This window comes from Schaalia canis (genome assembly GCF_003858455.1).
In the GTDB taxonomy this organism is placed as follows: Bacteria; Actinomycetota; Actinomycetes; order Actinomycetales; family Actinomycetaceae; genus Pauljensenia; species Pauljensenia canis.
In genome coordinates this window covers 84,975-102,818 of the sequence record NZ_RQZF01000007.1, presented here as the reverse complement: position 1 = coordinate 102,818, position 17,844 = coordinate 84,975, and the positions used below count along the sequence as shown (strand labels likewise).

Sequence of the window (17,844 nt, the reverse complement as noted above, 5' to 3'; positions counted from 1 at the left end):
CGAAGCATCAGCAAACAACATGGAATAGACGCCACGGAAATCCTCCAACGCACTCTCCACCGCATTCCTACGCCAATACCCCTGAGCGCGCAAAACCTCAGCAGCAGCCTGACAACACTGAACCAAAGCCTCAGCCACAGCAACATCAAACTCAACCCACCGCATACACGCACTCCGGATCCCTTGAACAGAACGAGAAACCTCTCCCTATCCTAGAGTCACTTTCAGACAAATGCGGCGAAACCGACTCTTCACAATTAACACCCCTCTTGCGGGCGTTTCATAAATCTTGAAGCCTACTGTCGCATCTGATGCGCAGGATGTCACTAGACTGATTTTTACTGCCCTAAGCACGCACACCTGTCCCCATCAGAATCTGAGAGCATCATGACCACGGCCTCCATCTCCTACAAATGCCCCTCCTGCGGGGCATCAATTGAGTACGAGCCCTCCTTACAGCTGATGAGCTGCGATTACTGCCTCTCTCGTTTTACTCCTGAGCAGGTCGAGGCCGACACCCGTTCCCCTCTACCGATCGGTACTCCAGGCACCAGCACGTCGGCAGACACCAGCCCGCCAGCAGACGTCACCCCACCTTCCACCTCCATCGCCTGGGACGCCCCCACCGAGGACGATCTCCAGTGGACTCTGCGTGAGGGGACGCCACTGAGTGCTGCGGAAAAGAAGTCCCTCGCCCAATGGGAATGCCCCTCGTGTGGGGCACACGTCATCTCCGACAAAAAGCTGATCTCCACACGCTGCGGATACTGCAATAGCACTCTAGTTCTCGCCTCAGGGGACATGGACACGCCCATGCCGGAGCTGATCATTCCCTTCGCCATTGACCGCGAGGCCATGATCAACGCCTTCCTTGCCTCCACAGTTGACCGTTTCCTCCTCCCCCGACGATTTAAGAACACCGCCACCATCAGTGAAGCTCAAGGAACATACGTGCCCTACTGGCTCGTTGACGCAACAATGGTCGGCACCTTTGAATACTCAGCTTCCGACACCCGCGAAGACCGACGCTCCTCCGAAATCACAACCACCATCGATGACTACGACGTGCTTCGCACAGTGCGCACTCAAGTCAAAGCACTGCCAGTGTGCGCCGACACCGTTGCCATGCGCGCTCGAACCGCTGTCATCTCCCAATTACCCACCTCAGCCTTGGTCCCCTTCAAGGGGGTCTACCTGTCAGGCTACGTCACCCCTGCACCCTCGGTAGACGCAACGCGAGCCAAGGACAATGCCCACTCGGTTGCCAAGACCGCTTTCGCCGCCCGGGTCAAAGCAACCGTCCACCACAAGACGGTGGCCCTACGGAAGAGCACGACATTCCTCATGCACCCGACAATGACCTACGCGTTGATTCCTGTATGGCTACTCAATATCAACTACCGCAACGTCACGTACAAATACGTCATCGACGGGCACAGCGGGAAAGTCTATGGCAACTACCCCGTGTCGATAGCGAAAGTGCGTGGCATCATTGCCGCCTGTGCGGGCCTTGCTTTCATTGCCTCACTCTGGGTGGGAGATGTCATCACTCAAATCGTCATGAATATCATCGGGGTGTAGGGGCCATGGTCATCAACGCCGTATTCAGAAGGCAGTTCATCTACTCCACGGTCTGTATGAGTCTTTTGGGGGCAGTACTCCTGACGTGGACGCCACCAGCGACAGCTACCCCTGGTGATGATCTGCCAGCCAGCGACGCCAGTACCCACACAGCCGACCTTGACACCACCTCCACCTTCGACACCCCTTCCGATCCAGATCTTTCCAACTCTGAGGCGATACCTCCCCTTCACCCCCTGGTGAACCCAGACCCCCTTGATATTTCTGACTATCTCGATGACCCGGACAGAGCATATCTAACCGACTACGCACAGCTCTTGACTCCGTCCCAAGAGCACACTCTTGTGCAGTACCTACGCGCTGCCTCAGCCAAACACAATATTCAACTCAGCGTCGTGTTCGTTTCCTGGGGTAGATACCCTTTCCGCGAGGCAGCAGAAGAGCATTTTGACGACAAGCATCTTGGCTACGGGGCGCGCCGCGATGGCCTCCTCTTGTACGTGGCCACAGACTCTCGCGACATGCACCTGGTGTCCAACGGAAAGTCGCACGACATACTGCGCAGGGAAGGCCTGCGGCGGGTGGGCTTCAGCGTGCGCGAAGTCCTATCACACGAAAAATGGTACGACGCCGTAGTGGAGTTCATCTCTGCCAGCGATCAGGAGTTTTCTGCCTATCAGGAGCATTCTTTCATCTTCCCACGCGAGCAATCCGAGATTCTGCCCGCGGTCCTGATTGCCTTGATCGGTGCTGGTGTTGGCGCAGAATACGGGCGCCGAAAACTAGCCGCGAAGATTCAAACAAGTAGCTCAAACGCCGCCGGCTTTCAACCACTGTTTCTTGCATTCAACGTCGAACAATCTACGGATACACTCACAAGGAGCCGCTCCACAAGCCGGCGCAGAGTCCACTACGATTCACACAGCCGCTCTGACTCATGGAGGCGCTCTTCCGCTTCTGGAAAATCCCGCTCATCATCATCTGGCAGTTGGAGATCCTCGTCGTCGTCTTCCCGCGGCGGCTTCTCCTCAAAGTTCTAAGCCGCACACCCACCCTGCTTGAACACGGGCGTGGGGTAGCATCCCATCGGATGCCACCCCACGCCCGCAGTATGACGGCCTTATGCTCACACACTCACATCAGCCATCTCGGCAGAGTTTCACTCACCATTGAAGGTGAATTCGCGCTCCAGGCCTTCGCCCTTGACGCCGACGGTGACGACCTCGCCAGGCAGGATTTCTCCAAAGAGGATGCGCTCGGACAGGGCATCCTCAATGTCACGCTGGATAGCGCGACGCAGCGGGCGGGCACCAAGCACCGGGTCGAAGCCACGGTCGGCCAGTAGCTCGCGAGCCTCGTCGGTGATCTGGAGCTTCATGTCCTGAGCTTCCATGCGCTTGGCCAGGGAGGCGATCATCAGATCGACGATCTTCGTGATCTGTTCCTTGGTCAGCGGCGGGAAGACAACAACCTCGTCGACGCGGTTCAGGAACTCGGGGCGGAAGTGCTGCTTGAGTTCCTCGTTGACCTTGGCCTTCATGCGGCCGTAGTCGTGAGAGAGGTTGTCGGTGGACTGGAAGCCGGTCAGGACACCCTTGTTAATGTCGCGGGTACCCAGGTTGGTGGTCATGATGATGACAGTGTTCTTGAAGTCCACCTTGCGGCCCTGCGAGTCAGTCAGGCGACCTTCCTCAAGGATTTGCAGCAGGGAGTTGAAGATGTCGGGGTGAGCCTTTTCGACCTCGTCGAAGAGAACAACGGAGAAGGGACGACGGCGCACCTTTTCGGTGAGCTCGCCGCCTTCGTCGTAACCAACGTAGCCCGGAGGGGCACCGAAGAGACGCGAGGAGGTGTGCTTCTCGGAGAACTCGGACATGTCGAGCTGGATGAGGGCATCCTCGTCCCCGAAGAGGAACTCAGCCAGGGCCTTCGCCAGCTCGGTCTTACCAACACCAGTGGGGCCAGCGAAGATGAAGGAGCCACCGGGACGCTTGGGGTCCTTCAGGCCAGAGCGGGTACGGCGGATGGACTGAGCCAGAGCCTTAACGGCTTCTTCCTGGCCGATAACGCGCTTGTGCAGCTCGTCTTCCATCTTGAGCAGCTTGGCGGACTCAGTCTGGGTGAGCTTAAAGACGGGAATACCGGTGGACATGGCCAGGACGTGGGCGATTTCTTCCTCACCGACCTCGGCAATCTCTTCGCGGCTACCGCCACGCCATTCAGCTTCCTTGGTCTTGCGTTCCTCACCGAGCTTTTGCTCCTCATCACGCAATGACGCGGCCTTTTCGAAGTCCTGATCGTCAATGGCCTGTTCCTTATCACGGCGGACCTTAGCGATCTGCTCGTCCAAGGCGCGCAATTCGGGGGGCGCGGTCATGCGCATAATGCGCATGCGGGCACCGGCCTCATCCATCAGGTCAATGGCCTTGTCCGGCAGGAAACGATCAGAGATGTAACGGTCGGCAAGCTCAGCGGAGGCCTGGATCGCAGCGTCAGTAATGATGACGCGGTGGTGGGCCTCGTAGCGGTCGCGCAGCCCCTTAAGGATGTTGACGGTTTCCTCAACGGAGGGTTCGTCCACCTTAACGGGCTGGAAGCGACGCTCAAGGGCGGCGTCCTTTTCAATGTACTTGCGGTACTCGTCGTTGGTGGTGGCGCCAATGGTCTGCAGTTCGCCGCGGGCCAGCATGGGCTTGAGCATCTGGGCGGCGTCAATGGAGCCTTCAGCGGCACCGGCACCCACGAGGGTGTGGAGCTCGTCGATGAAGAGGATGATGTCGCCTCGGGTGCGAATTTCCTTGAGGACCTTCTTCAGGCGCTCTTCGAAGTCACCGCGGTAGCGCGAGCCGGCCACCAGGGAACCCATATCCAAGCTGTAGATCTGCTTGTCTTTAATGGTTTCAGGCACGTCGCCAGCAACAATCGCCTGGGCCAGGCCCTCAACGACGGCAGTCTTACCAACACCGGGTTCACCAACCAGGACAGGGTTGTTCTTGGTGCGACGAGAGAGCACCTGCATGACGCGCTCCATTTCGGTGCGGCGTCCGATCACAGGGTCAAGCTTGTTTTCGCGGGCGGCCTGGGTGAGGTTGCGGCCGAATTGTTCAAGGATGGCCGAGGTCGTCTGGCCGGGCACGGATGAAGCGCCAACGCCAACGGTTTCGCGGCCTTCACCCTCGCCGCCACGCTGGTGGCCTTGGAGGAGGTGGAGGACGGTTTGGCGAACCTTTTCGAGGTCGCCACCGAGTTTGATGATGACCTGCGCGGCAACGCCTTCGCCCTCTTTGAGGACGCCCAGAAGCAGGTGCTCGGTGCCAATGTAGTTGTGGCCGAGCTGGAGCGCTTCACGTAGGGAGAGTTCAAAGACTCGCTTGGCGCGGGGAGTGAAGGGGATGTGACCTTCGACGGGCTTTTCCCCCTTGCCGATAATGTCGACAATGGCGTCACGAACGGCGTCACCCTTGATGTCGACGCTATCGAGGGCTTTGGCGGCTACGCCTTCGCCCTCGGTAATGAGACCCAGGAGCAGGTGCTCGGTACCGATGTAGTTGTGGTTGAGTCCGCGTGCTTCGTCACGAGCCAGGACGACGACGCGTCGTGCTCGGTCGGTAAACCTTTCGAACATGGGCTCTCCTTTTCTGTGTGCACTGCGTTTGCTCTGCCGTGATTCCCCACTGTTGCGCCCTCGTGGAACGAGGCCGTAGCGGCGTCTTACCTCCGCATGAAAGCGGGCTTTCCCGTGGCAGGTCAGGGCCTAGGTGGTCTGACACCGATGGGGCAGGGCAGATACAGTGCGCCTGTCTGGGTTTAAGCCTAGGGGGTTTGTTGGCAGCGCGCGCTCGTGTTCACTGTGGGCGGAGAGGGTGAGGAGTCTCGGCGGAGAGGTATGGGATGGGAGGGCAGGAGGGAGTAGACACACGATGTAGCAGGTGTGCTACATTCTCCTTATCGACATGTAGCACATGTACTACATCAGAAAGGGGAGAGACATGCTCATTGACGTCAACAATCTTGAGTTCTCCTACGGATCAACGCCCGTCCTCCAAGGCGTGAACCTCCACGTCCAAGCCGGAGAGATCGTCGCCATCCTCGGCCCCAATGGCGCAGGCAAGACAACCCTCATTGAAAACCTCATCGGCACCTACGCCCCCGCCGCAGGCAGTGTGCGCGTCCTTGGTATCAACCCGCGTGAAGCCGACAACGCCTACTGGTCAAACCTTGGACTCGTCCAACAGCAGTGGAATGACCACCGTAAATGGCGGGTCTGCGACCAGCTCGAATGGGTGCGCAACGCCCACCTCAACGGATCTTCCAGCGCCACCACCCGCGAACCGCGCACAGTGAACGAGGCCCTCGCCGCCGTTGGCCTCGTCGACAAGAAGCACGCACGCCTGGGCAAACTGTCAGGCGGACAGCGCAGGCGCATTGACTTCGCCACCGCCACCATCGCTCACCCCTCACTGCTCATCCTTGACGAGCCCACCACCGGCCTTGACCCTGCAGCGAAGGCGCAGATTCACGATCTGATTAGCGCAGAGGTTGACGCCGGTGCGACAGTTCTGGTGACCACTCACGATCTGGCCGAGGCAGAAAAGATTGCCTCGCGCGTGGTCATCCTGGCCGGCGGACGCATCATTGCGGACGACACCCCCTACGGCTACCGCGAGAAATACACGCATCATGCGGAGATTCGCTGGCGTGAAGACGGACGCCCACAGGTTCATTCCTCGACCACGCCCGAAGATTTCGTCCGCGAACTCCTCGGTCGCAATGACGCAGACATCACGGCACTGACAGTCACACGCCCCACCCTTGAAGATGTGTACCTGCGCATGATCGGTGAACGTTCGCTCGTAAGCGACGAGACTGCCGCCCTCAGCAGCCCCACACTGGCAGGCGAGGCACAGCCCACCACGAAGGAGTCCCAGGCATGAGCAGCATTATCCGTACCGCCCTCACCCAGGCTCGCGCTGACCTGCGCGCAGTGTTCTTCTCCCCTGCGGTTATTGGTGTCCTGCTTGGCCCTGCCTTCATTCTGGGGTGGGCCTACTACCTGTCTGACCGGGTAAGCGACAATATGCCGCTCAGTGTTGGGGGCTTCATGCTGGTCAGCACCATCGGCGTTTTTTCAACGATGATCGTCATGCAGCTCTCCTCTGAAATGTCCTCTGAGCGTCTTGACGGCACCCTTTTGCGTGTGCGCACATTACCGCATGGGGCCCTCTCGTGGGCGATTGGGAAAACCCTGTCGAATGTTGTGCTCCAGGGGATTTTGCAAACCGTGATTATGGTGGGCGCATTCCTTTTACTGCCGCCCCTGGGGATTAGCGGCTCACAATGGCTTGTCACCATTGGCCTTGTACTCTTCACAATTTGTGCCACAGCACCTTTAGGCTTCATGGTCGGCGCCCTGGTGAGGGGCGTGTACTCGCAGATGTTCCTCTTCTTTGGGACGATGATCGTCGTGGCGACAAGTGGAGCATTCTTCCCTATCACCATTTTGCCCACCTGGCTGCAATACCTTCACATGCCTTTGCCGTTCTACTGGGCTGGCCACCTGAGCCGCTGGGTCCTGCTGGGAGCCGATGGAGCATCGTATGACTTCGCAGGAGGTTCCCAACCCTTGTTGGCCGCCGGTATTTTGTTGGCGTGGATGATTGGCGGCTTTGCCCTGGCAACGTGGAGTATCAACCGCTCGTTCCGTAAACTTTCCCTGTCAAGCTTGGCGTCAATGCAATCCGCAATGCGCTCCCAACTGGGTGTGTGAGCCCGCACGGAAGGAGAGGTGATGGAGGATAAGGTCCTCAACCGTATCGCCAGCCTCCGTAAGGAGCGCAATATTTCTCGCCGCGAGCTCGCTGCCGCTCTTGGCGTCCACTACCAGACGGTGGGTTACCTGGAGCGCGGCGAGTATTCGCCCTCCCTCGCTGTGTCCTTACGCCTCGCGGCGCTCTTTAAGGTACCGGTAGAGGCCATCTTTTCCCTGAGCCAGGATGAAAGCGAGGGCGAGGGCGAGAACCCCGCTTAGCGGCAAGTGGCAGCGAGGCGGATGATTGAGTGGCGGACATGCCCCCGCAGAATGTACTCAATCTGGCGCACAAAAGCCTCAGGTTCAATGTGCATATCATTGGCAAGCCAATGGAAAAGGTGGCCAAGGATTGTCACCGTGTAGTGGTCAATGACCATGTCTTTATCCTCGGGGTGCAGGTGAGGTTTATCCTCCTGCTCGCCTGGGGATGTCCCTGGATCGCTGGTCAGTTGGGCGACGATCGCGACCATCATGGGGCGCAGGGCGTGGAAAAAGAACTGCTCAAGCTCCCTGTGGCTCAGTGAGTTCACAACCGCGTAGGTCTGGACTTTATTGCGTTCAAGGTATTCGAGCATTTGGCAAAATCCGGCAGACCATTCTTCGTAGCTGGCGTTGGAGAGGATGCGATCAGCAACCTCTTGCCGGAATACCCATACGGCTAGCGCGTAGACGTCCGCGAAGTGGTAGTAGAAGGTTTGCCGCTTGATGCCTGCGGCTTCACACAGGCCAGAGACGGTAATTTTCGCCAGGGGCACCTGGGCAAGTTGTTGCCGTAAAGCAGTGGCTAAGGCCATGCGGGTATGTTCTGCCGACATGTGTCTTCGCCTTTCGTGTTGCCTGCATTCCACTTTAGGCCCCCTGAGCTGCTGATGGTTTCGCTGCTGTCGTTTCAGCGCGCCGCTTTCGTGCATCTCAAATGGGCTGCGGCCACGACCTTAGTCCCCTTTTCCCTCTGACGAGGCTGCCGCCCTCGCCTCATTCACCCGCAATTCTGACACTTTCACGTGTGTGTCAGTATGGGCGGGCACTGCGGGAGTCCTACATTCATGGCATCCCAGCAACGACATGTCGGCCGTTGCGTGACAGCGAGGTGGAAAAATGTTCCTCTTTGAGTCGATTCCTTGGTATTCCTGGGTGGCGTGGTGTGTTGTCCTCGCCGCCCTCATTGGGCTGAACGAGGTCTCCCGCCGCTGGCGTTGGGCGGGCTGGTTCTTCTTCATTGTCGTGCCGATCGTCTGCACGATCTTCGTGTGGCCCACTACCGCTAATCCAGCGACTTCGTCCACAGGCACCTGGTTCCACTGGGTGAAGGTCTACTCGGCATTGGCTGGCTGCCTGGGCTTCATGCTGTTGCGCTACCACCCGAAAATTGCGGCAAAGAAGGCTGCACTGATTTTCCCGCCCGCCATTTTGGCCATCAATATCCTTGAAGCCTGTATTCGCGACTTCGAAGTGGGCGCAATGGGAGCCAATGGCATGGTTGATGGCGTGTTCATGGTGTCTGGCTCGTGGAACTACATGAATGGCATCGCCGGACTAATTAACCTGCTGACAATCTGCGGCTGGTTCGGCATCTACATCTCGAAGGATTCCTCTCAGGACATGATGTGGCCTGACATGCTGTGGTTCTGGATTATCGCCTACGACTTGTGGAACTTTGCTTATGTCTACAACTGTGTGGGTGACCATTCCTTCTACGCTGGCGCTGCTCTGCTGATTTCGTGCACAATTCCCGCTTTCTTCATGAAGAAGGGCGCTTGGCTGCAACACCGTGCCCACACCCTGGCGTTCTGGATGATGTTCACCATGGCGTTCCCGGCTTTCGTCACTGATTCGATGTTTGCTGTCGAGGCTTCCCACAATCCCACAGCGCTCTTCACCGTGTCCCTGATTGCTCTGCTGGTGAATATCGCGGTGGCGGTCTACCAGATCTATGTGATTGTCTCACGTCGTCTTAACCCGCTCACGGATGAGCTCTACACTCATCTTCCCCAGTACAAAGAGGTTGTTGCTGCCACGAAGTAACTGGCCTGATGACTGTGGCCCGACACGCCTTAAGCGTGTCGGGCCACAGTATTTCTTGCAGCTTCACCCTATGGAAGAACCACGGGGCGCATCCGCTAAGAGTTTGCTGTGTCAGCGACGGCGGCGTGAGGCTGCAAGAGCGCCTGCGCCGATGAGGACGATCGCGCCCGCTCCCAGAGCCAGCACATCGGCGCTAGCACCGGTAGCTGCAAGCTTCTTGGATGCCTTGCCGTTCTGAGAGGTCTTGCCGTCCTTGCCGGTCTTGGGAGTTGCACCCTTTCCGCTCTTGTCCTGGTCCTTGCCGGGGTCGCCGGGGGTGTTCGGCTTCTGAGGATCGGAAGGTGCGCTGGGGTCAGAAGGCTTTGGCGTGCTGGGGCCGGTGCTGGGCGGTACGGGCACGACAGTGCTGGTGGGGCACGAAACGGTGACGGTGAGTCCTGCCTCCACGGGAATATGAACGCCCAGTTCACTGGTGACGCTTACGGGCAGTGCGGCGGTCTTTGCGCCTGCTGCACAGACCTTTGCGGCGTCGAAGTCGATTGTTACGGGAACCATCGCCTGTCCAGTGCCATCGGTGGTGATGATGGGGGCCGCCTGATTCTTTACATCTTCAACGATCGTGTTGTCGACGTCTGCGCTGCCCTTTGCTGTGCCGACAGCGACGGTGACCTTCTTGGCCTGCGCGCCAGCGGTGAAGGAGAGGCCGCGCACAGCGAAGTCAAACTGAGCGCCCTTTTCGACGGTGCCGATGGGCAAAATGATGCCGGTGGCGCGCTTGAGGGTGCTTGGCGTGAGCGGGGCAGTCTTTGATGCCTTGGTGATGTGGCGTGCGATGACGTCACGGTCAAGTTCGCCGGTGAGCACTGCCTCGGTGGACTTGTCGAAGTAGCGGTCACCATTGTTGTTCAGCAGGAAGTCCGTTGAGCCCACGGTGTAGGTTGCTGCCGGGTCAAGGGGCTTTCCATTAATGAGGATGGAGGTGACGCGTTCACCTGCAGGGTAGGTGGGGTCGTAGGTGTAGGTCACGTTGGACGAGGTCGCCAGGCGCAGCAGCGGACGGGAGTTTGCACCCGTTTGGTTGGTCCACTGGTTTTCGAGGGCCTGTTTGAACATTGCGCCCGTGATCTTGCGGTAGGCGGCGTAGTTGGAGAAGGGCGCGAGGTTGAAGACGTCCTTGACAGTGACAACGCCGTTTGTTTGCTTCAGATCGGAGCGTAGGCCGCCAGCGTTGGTCACACCGAAGTCGACGGGGGTTCCTTCCTTGGTGACGATTTCCTTATGGAAGGCGTCTGCAACGAGGTTACCGACGGTGGATTCAGTGCCGCGGTTTTCAACAGTTTTGCCTGCGGCGTCGGTGTACTTTCCGCGGGCGAAGTCTTCGGGAACGTTTTCGCTGACAACGACGGCGCCCAGGGGCTTTGCCTTTTCAAGGTAGTCGTTGATGGTGGCTGCGATAGGTGAGTTGGTCATGCAGTCGCTGCCCTTGACGGCGGTAGCAACAGTGGCGGCGGGGATGACCTTAGCGTCTGCAGAGACCACCTTCTTTGCGGTGGTGTCGTAGGTGACGGTGACGAGGCCAAGGTTATCGGTGTAGGCACCGGAGGCGACGCCAGCCAGGTGAGGGTTGATGGAGTCAAGCGTTTCTTTGGAATCGATGTGGTCGAACTCGTAGGGCTTGTGGGTATCGCCACCCATGAGGACATCGACTTCGGCGGGCATGCGCGAGTAGTTGCGTTTGACGTCGTCGTCAAGCATGGCAACGACGATGTCGGCCTTGTTTTCCGCCTTGAGGCTCGTCGCGAGTGCGGCGAGCTTGGGGTGCGGGTCATGGAAGGTGATGCCTTCGATGGCGCTTGCGGGCAGCTTGGCGGGCGCATCGTCTGCGATGACGCCAATGTAAGCAACCTTTACTCCGCCCATTTCCTTGATGACGTAGTCACCAAGGTAGGGGGTGTCGGTGCCGTAGGTGCCCATGCCTTCAACGTTGGCGCCCAGGTAGGGGAAGGCGAACTTGACGTATTCAGGGTCGCTCCCGTCAATGCGCTTCTTGAGCACGTCTGCGCCGGAGTCGAATTCGTGGTTGCCGATGGTTGAGGCCAGCGGATGCATGAGGTTGAGGGCTGCGACGACGGGGTTGTCTTTAAGGGAGCCTGATTCGAAGGTGGAGGCTCCGATGTTGTCGCCCAGCAGTGTGAAGGACTTGTTGGGGTTGGCGTGGGCTTCCATGTAGCACTGCATGGCGGCCAGACCTGCCTCTACGACTTCGCCCTTACTCTGGCGTTCAACGAGGCGTCCGTGAATGTCCGTCAGGTTGAAGAGGTCAAGGACAACGGTCGTGCCCGCTGCGGCTGCGGGGCCTGCCGGGGAGGTTGCGGTGTCGGCGGATGTGCCGGTTCCGTCACTGGCGATTGCTGTCACAGGGGCAGCGAGTACGGAAAGCGCGGCCGTGAAAGCGATGGATCCGCGCAGAATCCGATTCTTCATTGAATGTCCTTCGGTGCGTTGTTAGGGAACTACTGATGTTGGGCTGAAAATTCGCCTTCTTTTAGGCTAACAAACCCTTCGCCACCCGAAAAGTCCTGATAAACAACAGTTTGTTGAGACATTTAAGCGCTCGCATGAGGGGGAGTGAACTATCTCTTTTCCTCCGATTCGGCAAAATCGAAGGGACATGGCAAACTATTAGAGCTGCTTCTTTGACGTCACTGTCAGGGGCCCTCCCCATAAGCAGCGCGCCACCTTAGCTCAGTTGGTAGAGCGCCCGCCTTGTAAGCGGACGGTCGCGGGTTCGAGTCCCGCAGGTGGCTCAACTTGATTCCCCTTCAGCGAAGTTCTGGCGATCGCAGGCGCCGTATTGGTGACAACTTTGACGTTACTTCTATAGAGAGTCAGACACAGATCACACCCTCTGGTGGGTCACGTTCCCCCTCTTTCTCTCCCCTAACACCGCTTTCACATGCTACGTTCAGATCAGACCGCGCTTTTTACCAGCCTGTCACGTTCATTAACCGCCGACTGCAGGAGACCCCATGTCTTTCCCTGATGGCCAGCCCCGCCCTGACGAAACTCCCTCGGAAGAAGAGTTCTCTCCGCTTCCTGAAGACCCCCAGCCTGAAACTCCCCTTGCAGATGCAGCCGAAGCTGTGGAGGTAGTGGAAGATTCCCAGGAACAGCCCTACGCTGCTCCCTACGGTTCGGGCCCCTTTGCAACATCGCAGGAGGAACCCACTCAGCAGCCTTACGCCGCTCCCTATGGTTCCCCTGTTGATCCCGCATCAATGACGGCAGCTCAAGAAGCCGCTTACGAGGCCGCTCAGAGGCAGCCTTTTGACGCTCCCCAAGCCACCGAAGCTCTTGCAGCCGCTCAGGCCCCTTACGGCGCGCAAGCTCCTTACGGCACCCAAGCCCCTTACGGCGCACCACAGGCTCCCTACGGTGCTCCCCAGGCTCCTTACGGCGCTATGCCTGGAGCCGCTGTTAAGCCCATGTCGGTTATGGCGATTATCGCCCTCGTGCTCGCTATCCTTGGCCTGCTTATTAGCTGGATTCCGCTTATCAACGTTCTGGGATGGATCCTTCTTCTTCCCGCTTTGGTGCTGGGCATTATCGCCATCGTTAAGACCGGCCCTAACGGCGCTGCCCGCGGTCGCGGACTTGCCATCGCAGCCACGATTGTTACCGTTCTCGCACTGATCCTCACCATCGCTTTCCAAGCTCTTTACGCCTCCATTTTCTCTAAGGTTGGCACTGATCTTGAGACTCTGGAGAAGGAACTCAAGCAGATCGAGCAGCAAAACACCCCTGGCCTTCCCAACCTGGAACTTCCTACCGATGCTGACTCCGGCGTTGCTGTTGAGGGCGAGGGCGACGTTGATAACGGCAATTACCGCATTAAGCTCGTCTCCGTTACCAAGACAGGCGTGGACTACGAAGACAGGCCCACTGCCGTACTGACCTACGAGCTGACCAATCAGCGCAGCGACGATAACTACAGCATCTTTGATGTCCACATGCAGGCCTTCCAAAACGGCGTTGAACTTGAAAATGCCGTGTACGGCCTGGAAGCTCCTGAGGGCTACGATCCGCTCTCTTTGACTGCTGAACTCAAGCCCGGCGCAACCAAGACTGTGGTCATCGGATTCGTCTTGAAGGATCCCAGCGCCCCCGTGCTGATTGAGGCTGAGGGCTTCTTCAGCGACGGCAAGGTCTACAAGGAATTCCCCATCCAGTGATCAACAAGCACTGACATTCAGTTAACAAGGGATGGGTGGAAGAAAACCTTGGTTTTCTTCCACCCATCCCTTGTGCCAGTGTCATCTCAGGTGTTACTCCACTCCAAGTGCTGCGCGAATCTGTGGGATCACGGTGTTGGGATCGAAACCATCCAGCTCAATCTTCCGGCTTCCCTGCGCCACAAGTTCGGGGGTGAAGAATCCATTACGACCTTCAACGACGGTCTTATTCCACGCCTCGCCTGCTTGACGCAGATAATCCTCAGCAACGTTGCTGGGGAACGTGGCGATAATTTCGTCGGGCACGCCAACGCTGGCAGCCAGCTCACGCACCTGCATGGCGGATTGATTGAGGTCTGCAATGATGCGATTATCACCAGTTTTTGTCTGCTCCACAAAGAAGCGCATGAGGGCATGGTGGAAATCGTGCCATTGCTCGGGAGATTTTTGCGCGACGATGAGCGAGGCACTCACCGCCGGAAGTTGGTAGGGCGCGTGTCCGCTGACAGGCTGGTAGGCAACGTTGTACTTGCCATCCTTTACGTCCTGCGCAACCTGCTTGCCAAAGAGCAGCTCGGCTTGGGCGCACCCACCGCAGGAGTAGTCGAAGTATTCGGTCAGAGTCGGCACTGCAGGGTCGGCCTGGCCAATCCCAGAGGCGCTCACAACAATGGGGCGTCCATCAGCGTAGACTCCCAGCACAGCGGCTGGGTCAACATTGGCTGCCTCTTGCTGCGCTTGAAGCTGCTGACTGATCACGTAGGCGACCACAGCCACAACCAGTGCCACTATGGCAGCAACAGTAGCAATAACGATAGTGCGGATTCTGCGATCGGATCGTTCCTGTTCGGCTCGCAATTGTGCTGCCTTCTCGCGTGCCGACTGCTTTTGAGCGGATTGCGCGGTTGCATTTTTCTTTACCATGTGACGAAAATACCGCCTATCGCGGCCATCGCGCATCACTAACATCTCTTTTGTCTCAGATTCGCACACCTCAAAGCCAGGCAAAACGCGGGTGGGGCAGGACCACATGGTCCTGCCCCACCCGCGTGATCGTCACGACGATCTGTGTGCCTAAGAAACGACTGACACTTACTTCACGCCCAAGCCAGTGCGCATGGACTGAAGAACCTCGTTGGGTTCAAAGGAGGTGAGTTCAATCTTCTTTTCCCCATTGGCAACAAATTCGGGAGTGCCGAAGCTGTTGGGGTTACGTCCCTCGAAGGAGGCTTTCTGCCAGGCCGTCGTGCTGGCGGTCAGGTATTCTTCGGCCAGATTCTTCGGGAAGGTCGACACCAGGGATTCAGGAACGCCGACGCTCAAAGCAATCTCGCGAACCTGCTTAGCGGACTTGTCGATGTCCTGAACGACGCTGCCCTGGCCTGCCTTGTACTGTTCGGCGAAGTAGCTCATCAGTGCGTGGTGCAGGTCCGTCCAGTGTTCGGGGGATTCCTTAGCCACAATCAGCGAGGCTGTGGTCGCAGCGTACTGGTAGGGGGCTTGCACGGTGTTCACGGGCTGGAACACGATGTTGTACTTACCGTCGGTGACGTCGGTGACGAGTTCCTTACCGAAAGCAACCTCGGCGTCTGCACAGACATGGCAGGAGTAATCGAAGTAATCGGTCAGGGTCGGCAGGGCGGGGTCGGCCTCGCCAATGCCCTTGGGAGAGAGCACGATCGGTGAGCCGTCGGCGTAGGCGCCAAGAACCACCTTGGGGTCAACGTCGTTAATTTCGGCGTCAGCCTTGATCTGCTGAGAGACAACGACAGCAACGACTGCGATGACAGCTACTACGATGGCGGACACCGAACCGATAATGATGGCCCGCATCCTCTTATCCGCGCGTTCTTGCTCCTGGCGCATTTGCTGAGCCTTCGCGCGTACGGCATTAGTGCCGGTGGACTTCTGAGACATGAAGATCCTTCCAGAAATAAGTGACTAGGACACAGTAGCGAATGAGCACGCGCATGTGCGTGTTATGTGATACATGCTGCGCGCTGTGCCCTGCGTTGCGCACGGTCAGTGCGCGCGCAAAGGGTAGTTTTTTACCCCCAGGGGACAGTGGCAGCGCTGATAACGCCCCAGGTAGCTGCGATGGCGGCAAGCAGCATGAGGACGAAAATGACGCGCGCCCAGGTGGGCGCCAAGACAGTTCGGGCGGTTTTCGCAATGCCTTCTCGTAAAGTATCGCCTGTTGGCATTGCCCATGTCGCCACGCAAATGAGCGCGCTCATCCCGTAGAGCGCAAGGATAGCGGGGCGTGAGTCGGTCATCGTAAAAACTGACATCGGCTGTGTGCTTTGAACGAGTGTGAGGGGCATCCACGGGTCGATGCTGGCGATCTGTTGAAGGTAGGGGTGTCCCAGCCACCATGCCAGGATGCTCATGCCGATACCAAAACCTGCACCGATAGCCAGGTTGACCGTACTCCAGAGCAGTAAAAGCGGGGATTGGAGGGCAACGATCCAGTAATCGGAGCTGCGCGTCTGCCCGTAGAGTGCGCTGCGTTTTGACAGGGTTTTACTGACGACACCGGGTATTGCCAGTAGCAGCATTGTGATGGCGGCTGCGATTGCCCCGTTCATCCCCAACAGGATGGGCAGCATCGCAACCGTAAGCATCAGGGTGAGGCCAACAAGGGGTGTGGGGCGGGCGCGGGTGGTGCCTGCGGGGGCCTCGTCGCTCAGTGGCGCCCAGTTGGGGCCCGTTCCTTCGATGGGTTCAGGCGCGTACTCCTGATAGGCAGGGCCGGCGTCGAAGGCATCGTAGGACGAGGGCGGTTGAGGCACGTAGGAAGGTTGGGAGATCGGCTGTTGGGGGTGCAGATCCGGTGCGGTGGGCAGAACAGATGTTTGTGCAAGATGAGACGCTGGTGGCCGGTTAATTGGGGGATCGTAGGTGGGTAGGATTAACGTGGCGTCCTCGGGCGTGCTGAGTGTGTTTGTCTGCGTGAGGTACTCGGTCGCCGCCTCCGTGGGGGGTGGTGGCGTGGGAAGGACGGCGGTGGCCTCGTCATGGTCACTGATGTTGGCCGACGAGGGCGGTGCGGCGGTCGGCAGAACGACGGTGGCCTCGTCTGAAGCGGTGGGATTCTCGTCGGAGTCGTCGCTCAGGATGAAGTCCTCACGGTGCGTGAGGCTCCACAGGACTTCCTCTGGCGTGTAGCGCGTGGACAGGTCCGTCACGAAAGCCCGCGTGAAAATACCGGCCAGGTCAGCGGGAAGGCCCGTGACGTCCGGGTCGCCTTCAAGAACGCGGCGCATCACCGCTTCTTGGGTGCCTCCACCAAAGGGCGGGCGCCCGGTGGCGGAGGTCAGCAGCGTTGCGGCCCACGCCCACCAGTCGCTTTCTTCACTGGCTCCCTGTCCGCGAAGCAGTTCAGGTGAGGCATATCCGGCTGTACCCGATACGAAGCCGGTGATGGTAAGTGGGTCATCGTCGTTGCTTTGGGCAATACCAAAGTCGATGAGCACTGGTCCTTTGGGGCTCATGATGACGTTGCCGGGTTTGACGTCGCGGTGAACGATGCCTGCCCGGTGGACAGCTTCCAGGGTGGCGTGAAGATCCTGGGCAAGCTCGATGACTTGATCGAAAGGAAGGGCACCCTGGCGCAGAAGGGAAGAAAGCGTTGGCCCTTCAATGAACTCTGAGACGATGAAGGGCTGGGCGTCGTCTACTTCAACATCAAGGACGTGGGCAACTCCGTCGCTGCGCACAGCATTGACGTTTTGTGTTTCGCGGATCAGGCGAGTGCGGCTGTGTTCGCTGTGGGCAAGGGCGGGGTGGAGAAGTTTGAGGGCGACGCGCATACCGCCTTCATCTTCGGCGAGCCATACTGTTCCGGCTCCGCCGATGCCGAGGCGTTCAATGAGGCGATATCCACCTAGCCATTGCCCTGTTTCCACACCGACAACCCTAGCGTCAGAGGAGGCACTGTGTGGCCGTAGCGTGGCAGTGCCTCGGGATCCTTTGTGGTGGCTCGCCTCATCCCACCCGCACTCGTCAGACAAATATGCTCTGAAAAGCGCGATTTGTCAGACAAAAGTCGCTGTCCATTTTCTCTCATTCACCTAGATAAGACGGCCCGCACATGCTAGTTTGATTCTCGTTGCGGTTCGCATCCAATCTTCGAAGATGGAGGTCGGATGAGTGCCGCGGCCGCCCTGGTGAAGACGCCAAGGTGACATCTCTACT

13 protein-coding genes and 1 tRNA gene are annotated in these 17,844 nt (G+C 58.5%); 8 read left to right on the top strand and 6 right to left on the bottom strand.

Annotated features, from left to right (window positions below; all coding sequences use genetic code 11):
- The first annotated feature begins 387 nt into the window (after positions 1 to 387).
- Positions 388 to 1,581, top strand: a complete 1,194-nt coding sequence (locus EII11_RS10530) for a TFIIB-type zinc ribbon-containing protein (RefSeq protein ID WP_165867110.1) — start codon at positions 388 to 390, stop codon at positions 1,579 to 1,581.
- A gap of 5 nt (positions 1,582 to 1,586) precedes the next feature.
- Positions 1,587 to 2,621, top strand: a complete 1,035-nt coding sequence (locus tag EII11_RS07545; protein WP_165867109.1) for a TPM domain-containing protein — start codon at positions 1,587 to 1,589, stop codon at positions 2,619 to 2,621.
- Between the two features lie 119 nt (positions 2,622 to 2,740).
- On the opposite strand, the gene EII11_RS07540 is transcribed toward EII11_RS07545, so the two are convergent.
- Positions 2,741 to 5,206, bottom strand: coding sequence for an ATP-dependent Clp protease ATP-binding subunit (locus EII11_RS07540; protein ID WP_124870980.1), 2,466 nt, complete (start codon positions 5,204 to 5,206; stop codon positions 2,741 to 2,743).
- Between the two features lie 364 nt (positions 5,207 to 5,570).
- On the opposite strand from EII11_RS07540, the gene EII11_RS07535 reads away from it, so the two are divergent.
- The 3 genes from EII11_RS07535 to EII11_RS07525 are packed head-to-tail and all read left to right on the top strand — an operon-like array spanning position 5,571 to position 7,609.
- Complete coding sequence (locus EII11_RS07535) at positions 5,571 to 6,515, top strand: ABC transporter ATP-binding protein (protein ID WP_124870977.1); 945 nt, start codon at positions 5,571 to 5,573, stop codon at positions 6,513 to 6,515.
- The gene (locus EII11_RS07530; protein WP_124870974.1) at positions 6,512 to 7,348 is read left to right on the top strand and encodes an ABC transporter permease; all 837 of its coding nucleotides are present in this window, start codon (positions 6,512 to 6,514) and stop codon (positions 7,346 to 7,348) included. The genes EII11_RS07535 and EII11_RS07530 overlap by 4 nt, the downstream gene beginning before the upstream one ends.
- Positions 7,349 to 7,369: 21 nt before the next feature.
- Entirely contained in the window at positions 7,370 to 7,609 is a 240-nt protein-coding gene (locus EII11_RS07525) for a helix-turn-helix transcriptional regulator (protein WP_124870971.1), read from the top strand.
- Here EII11_RS07525 and EII11_RS07520 read toward each other — a convergent pair.
- Positions 7,606 to 8,205, bottom strand: a complete 600-nt coding sequence (locus tag EII11_RS07520; RefSeq protein ID WP_165867108.1) for a TetR/AcrR family transcriptional regulator C-terminal domain-containing protein — start codon at positions 8,203 to 8,205, stop codon at positions 7,606 to 7,608. The genes EII11_RS07525 and EII11_RS07520 overlap by 4 nt on opposite strands.
- 283 nt (positions 8,206 to 8,488) lie before the next feature.
- On the opposite strand from EII11_RS07520, the gene EII11_RS07515 reads away from it, so the two are divergent.
- A complete protein-coding gene (locus EII11_RS07515) occupies positions 8,489 to 9,415 on the top strand; it encodes a DUF5692 family protein (RefSeq protein ID WP_124870965.1) in 927 nt (308 codons plus the stop codon).
- 111 nt (positions 9,416 to 9,526) lie between these two features.
- Here EII11_RS07515 and EII11_RS07510 read toward each other — a convergent pair whose 3' ends face one another.
- Entirely contained in the window at positions 9,527 to 11,899 is a 2,373-nt protein-coding gene (locus EII11_RS07510) for a 5'-nucleotidase C-terminal domain-containing protein (RefSeq protein ID WP_124870962.1), read from the bottom strand.
- 250 nt (positions 11,900 to 12,149) lie between these two features.
- Between EII11_RS07510 and EII11_RS07505 the strand changes: the two genes are divergently transcribed.
- Positions 12,150 to 12,222, top strand: a tRNA-Thr gene (locus tag EII11_RS07505).
- A 222-nt stretch (positions 12,223 to 12,444) separates the two neighbouring features.
- Positions 12,445 to 13,647, top strand: coding sequence for a DUF5067 domain-containing protein (locus EII11_RS10920; RefSeq protein ID WP_205649267.1), 1,203 nt, complete (start codon positions 12,445 to 12,447; stop codon positions 13,645 to 13,647).
- A gap of 93 nt (positions 13,648 to 13,740) precedes the next feature.
- Here the strand turns inward: EII11_RS10920 and EII11_RS07490 are convergent, their stop codons facing one another.
- The 3 genes from EII11_RS07490 to EII11_RS07480 form a co-directional block, all read right to left on the bottom strand.
- Complete coding sequence (locus EII11_RS07490; RefSeq protein ID WP_165867107.1) at positions 13,741 to 14,571, bottom strand: DsbA family protein; 831 nt, start codon at positions 14,569 to 14,571, stop codon at positions 13,741 to 13,743.
- Between the two features lie 168 nt (positions 14,572 to 14,739).
- Positions 14,740 to 15,564 carry a DsbA family protein gene (locus EII11_RS07485; protein ID WP_124870957.1) on the bottom strand — a complete coding sequence of 275 codons (825 nt, stop codon included), beginning with the start codon at positions 15,562 to 15,564 and terminating at the stop codon, positions 14,740 to 14,742.
- A 131-nt stretch (positions 15,565 to 15,695) separates the two neighbouring features.
- Positions 15,696 to 17,555 carry a serine/threonine-protein kinase gene (locus tag EII11_RS07480; RefSeq protein WP_124870955.1) on the bottom strand — a complete coding sequence of 620 codons (1,860 nt, stop codon included), beginning with the start codon at positions 17,553 to 17,555 and terminating at the stop codon, positions 15,696 to 15,698.
- Between the last annotated feature and the right edge of the window lie 289 nt (positions 17,556 to 17,844).

What these genes read in the sequence shown, in the direction of transcription:
- EII11_RS07525 (WP_124870971.1), top strand. Translation starts at nt 7,370, where the DNA reads ATGGAGGATAAGGTCCTCAACCGTATCGCCAGCCTCCGTAAGGAGCGC.
- EII11_RS10530 (WP_165867110.1), top strand. Translation starts at nt 388, where the DNA reads ATGACCACGGCCTCCATCTCCTACAAATGCCCCTCCTGCGGGGCATCA.
- EII11_RS07540 (WP_124870980.1), bottom strand. Translation starts at nt 5,206, where the DNA reads ATGTTCGAAAGGTTTACCGACCGAGCACGACGCGTCGTCGTCCTGGCT.
- EII11_RS07530 (WP_124870974.1), top strand. Translation starts at nt 6,512, where the DNA reads ATGAGCAGCATTATCCGTACCGCCCTCACCCAGGCTCGCGCTGACCTG.
- EII11_RS07510 (WP_124870962.1), bottom strand. Translation starts at nt 11,899, where the DNA reads ATGAAGAATCGGATTCTGCGCGGATCCATCGCTTTCACGGCCGCGCTT.
- EII11_RS07485 (WP_124870957.1), bottom strand. Translation starts at nt 15,564, where the DNA reads ATGTCTCAGAAGTCCACCGGCACTAATGCCGTACGCGCGAAGGCTCAG.
- EII11_RS07520 (WP_165867108.1), bottom strand. Translation starts at nt 8,205, where the DNA reads ATGTCGGCAGAACATACCCGCATGGCCTTAGCCACTGCTTTACGGCAA.
- EII11_RS10920 (WP_205649267.1), top strand. Translation starts at nt 12,445, where the DNA reads ATGTCTTTCCCTGATGGCCAGCCCCGCCCTGACGAAACTCCCTCGGAA.
- EII11_RS07545 (WP_165867109.1), top strand. Translation starts at nt 1,587, where the DNA reads ATGGTCATCAACGCCGTATTCAGAAGGCAGTTCATCTACTCCACGGTC.
- EII11_RS07535 (WP_124870977.1), top strand. Translation starts at nt 5,571, where the DNA reads ATGCTCATTGACGTCAACAATCTTGAGTTCTCCTACGGATCAACGCCC.
- EII11_RS07490 (WP_165867107.1), bottom strand. Translation starts at nt 14,571, where the DNA reads ATGGTAAAGAAAAATGCAACCGCGCAATCCGCTCAAAAGCAGTCGGCA.
- EII11_RS07515 (WP_124870965.1), top strand. Translation starts at nt 8,489, where the DNA reads ATGTTCCTCTTTGAGTCGATTCCTTGGTATTCCTGGGTGGCGTGGTGT.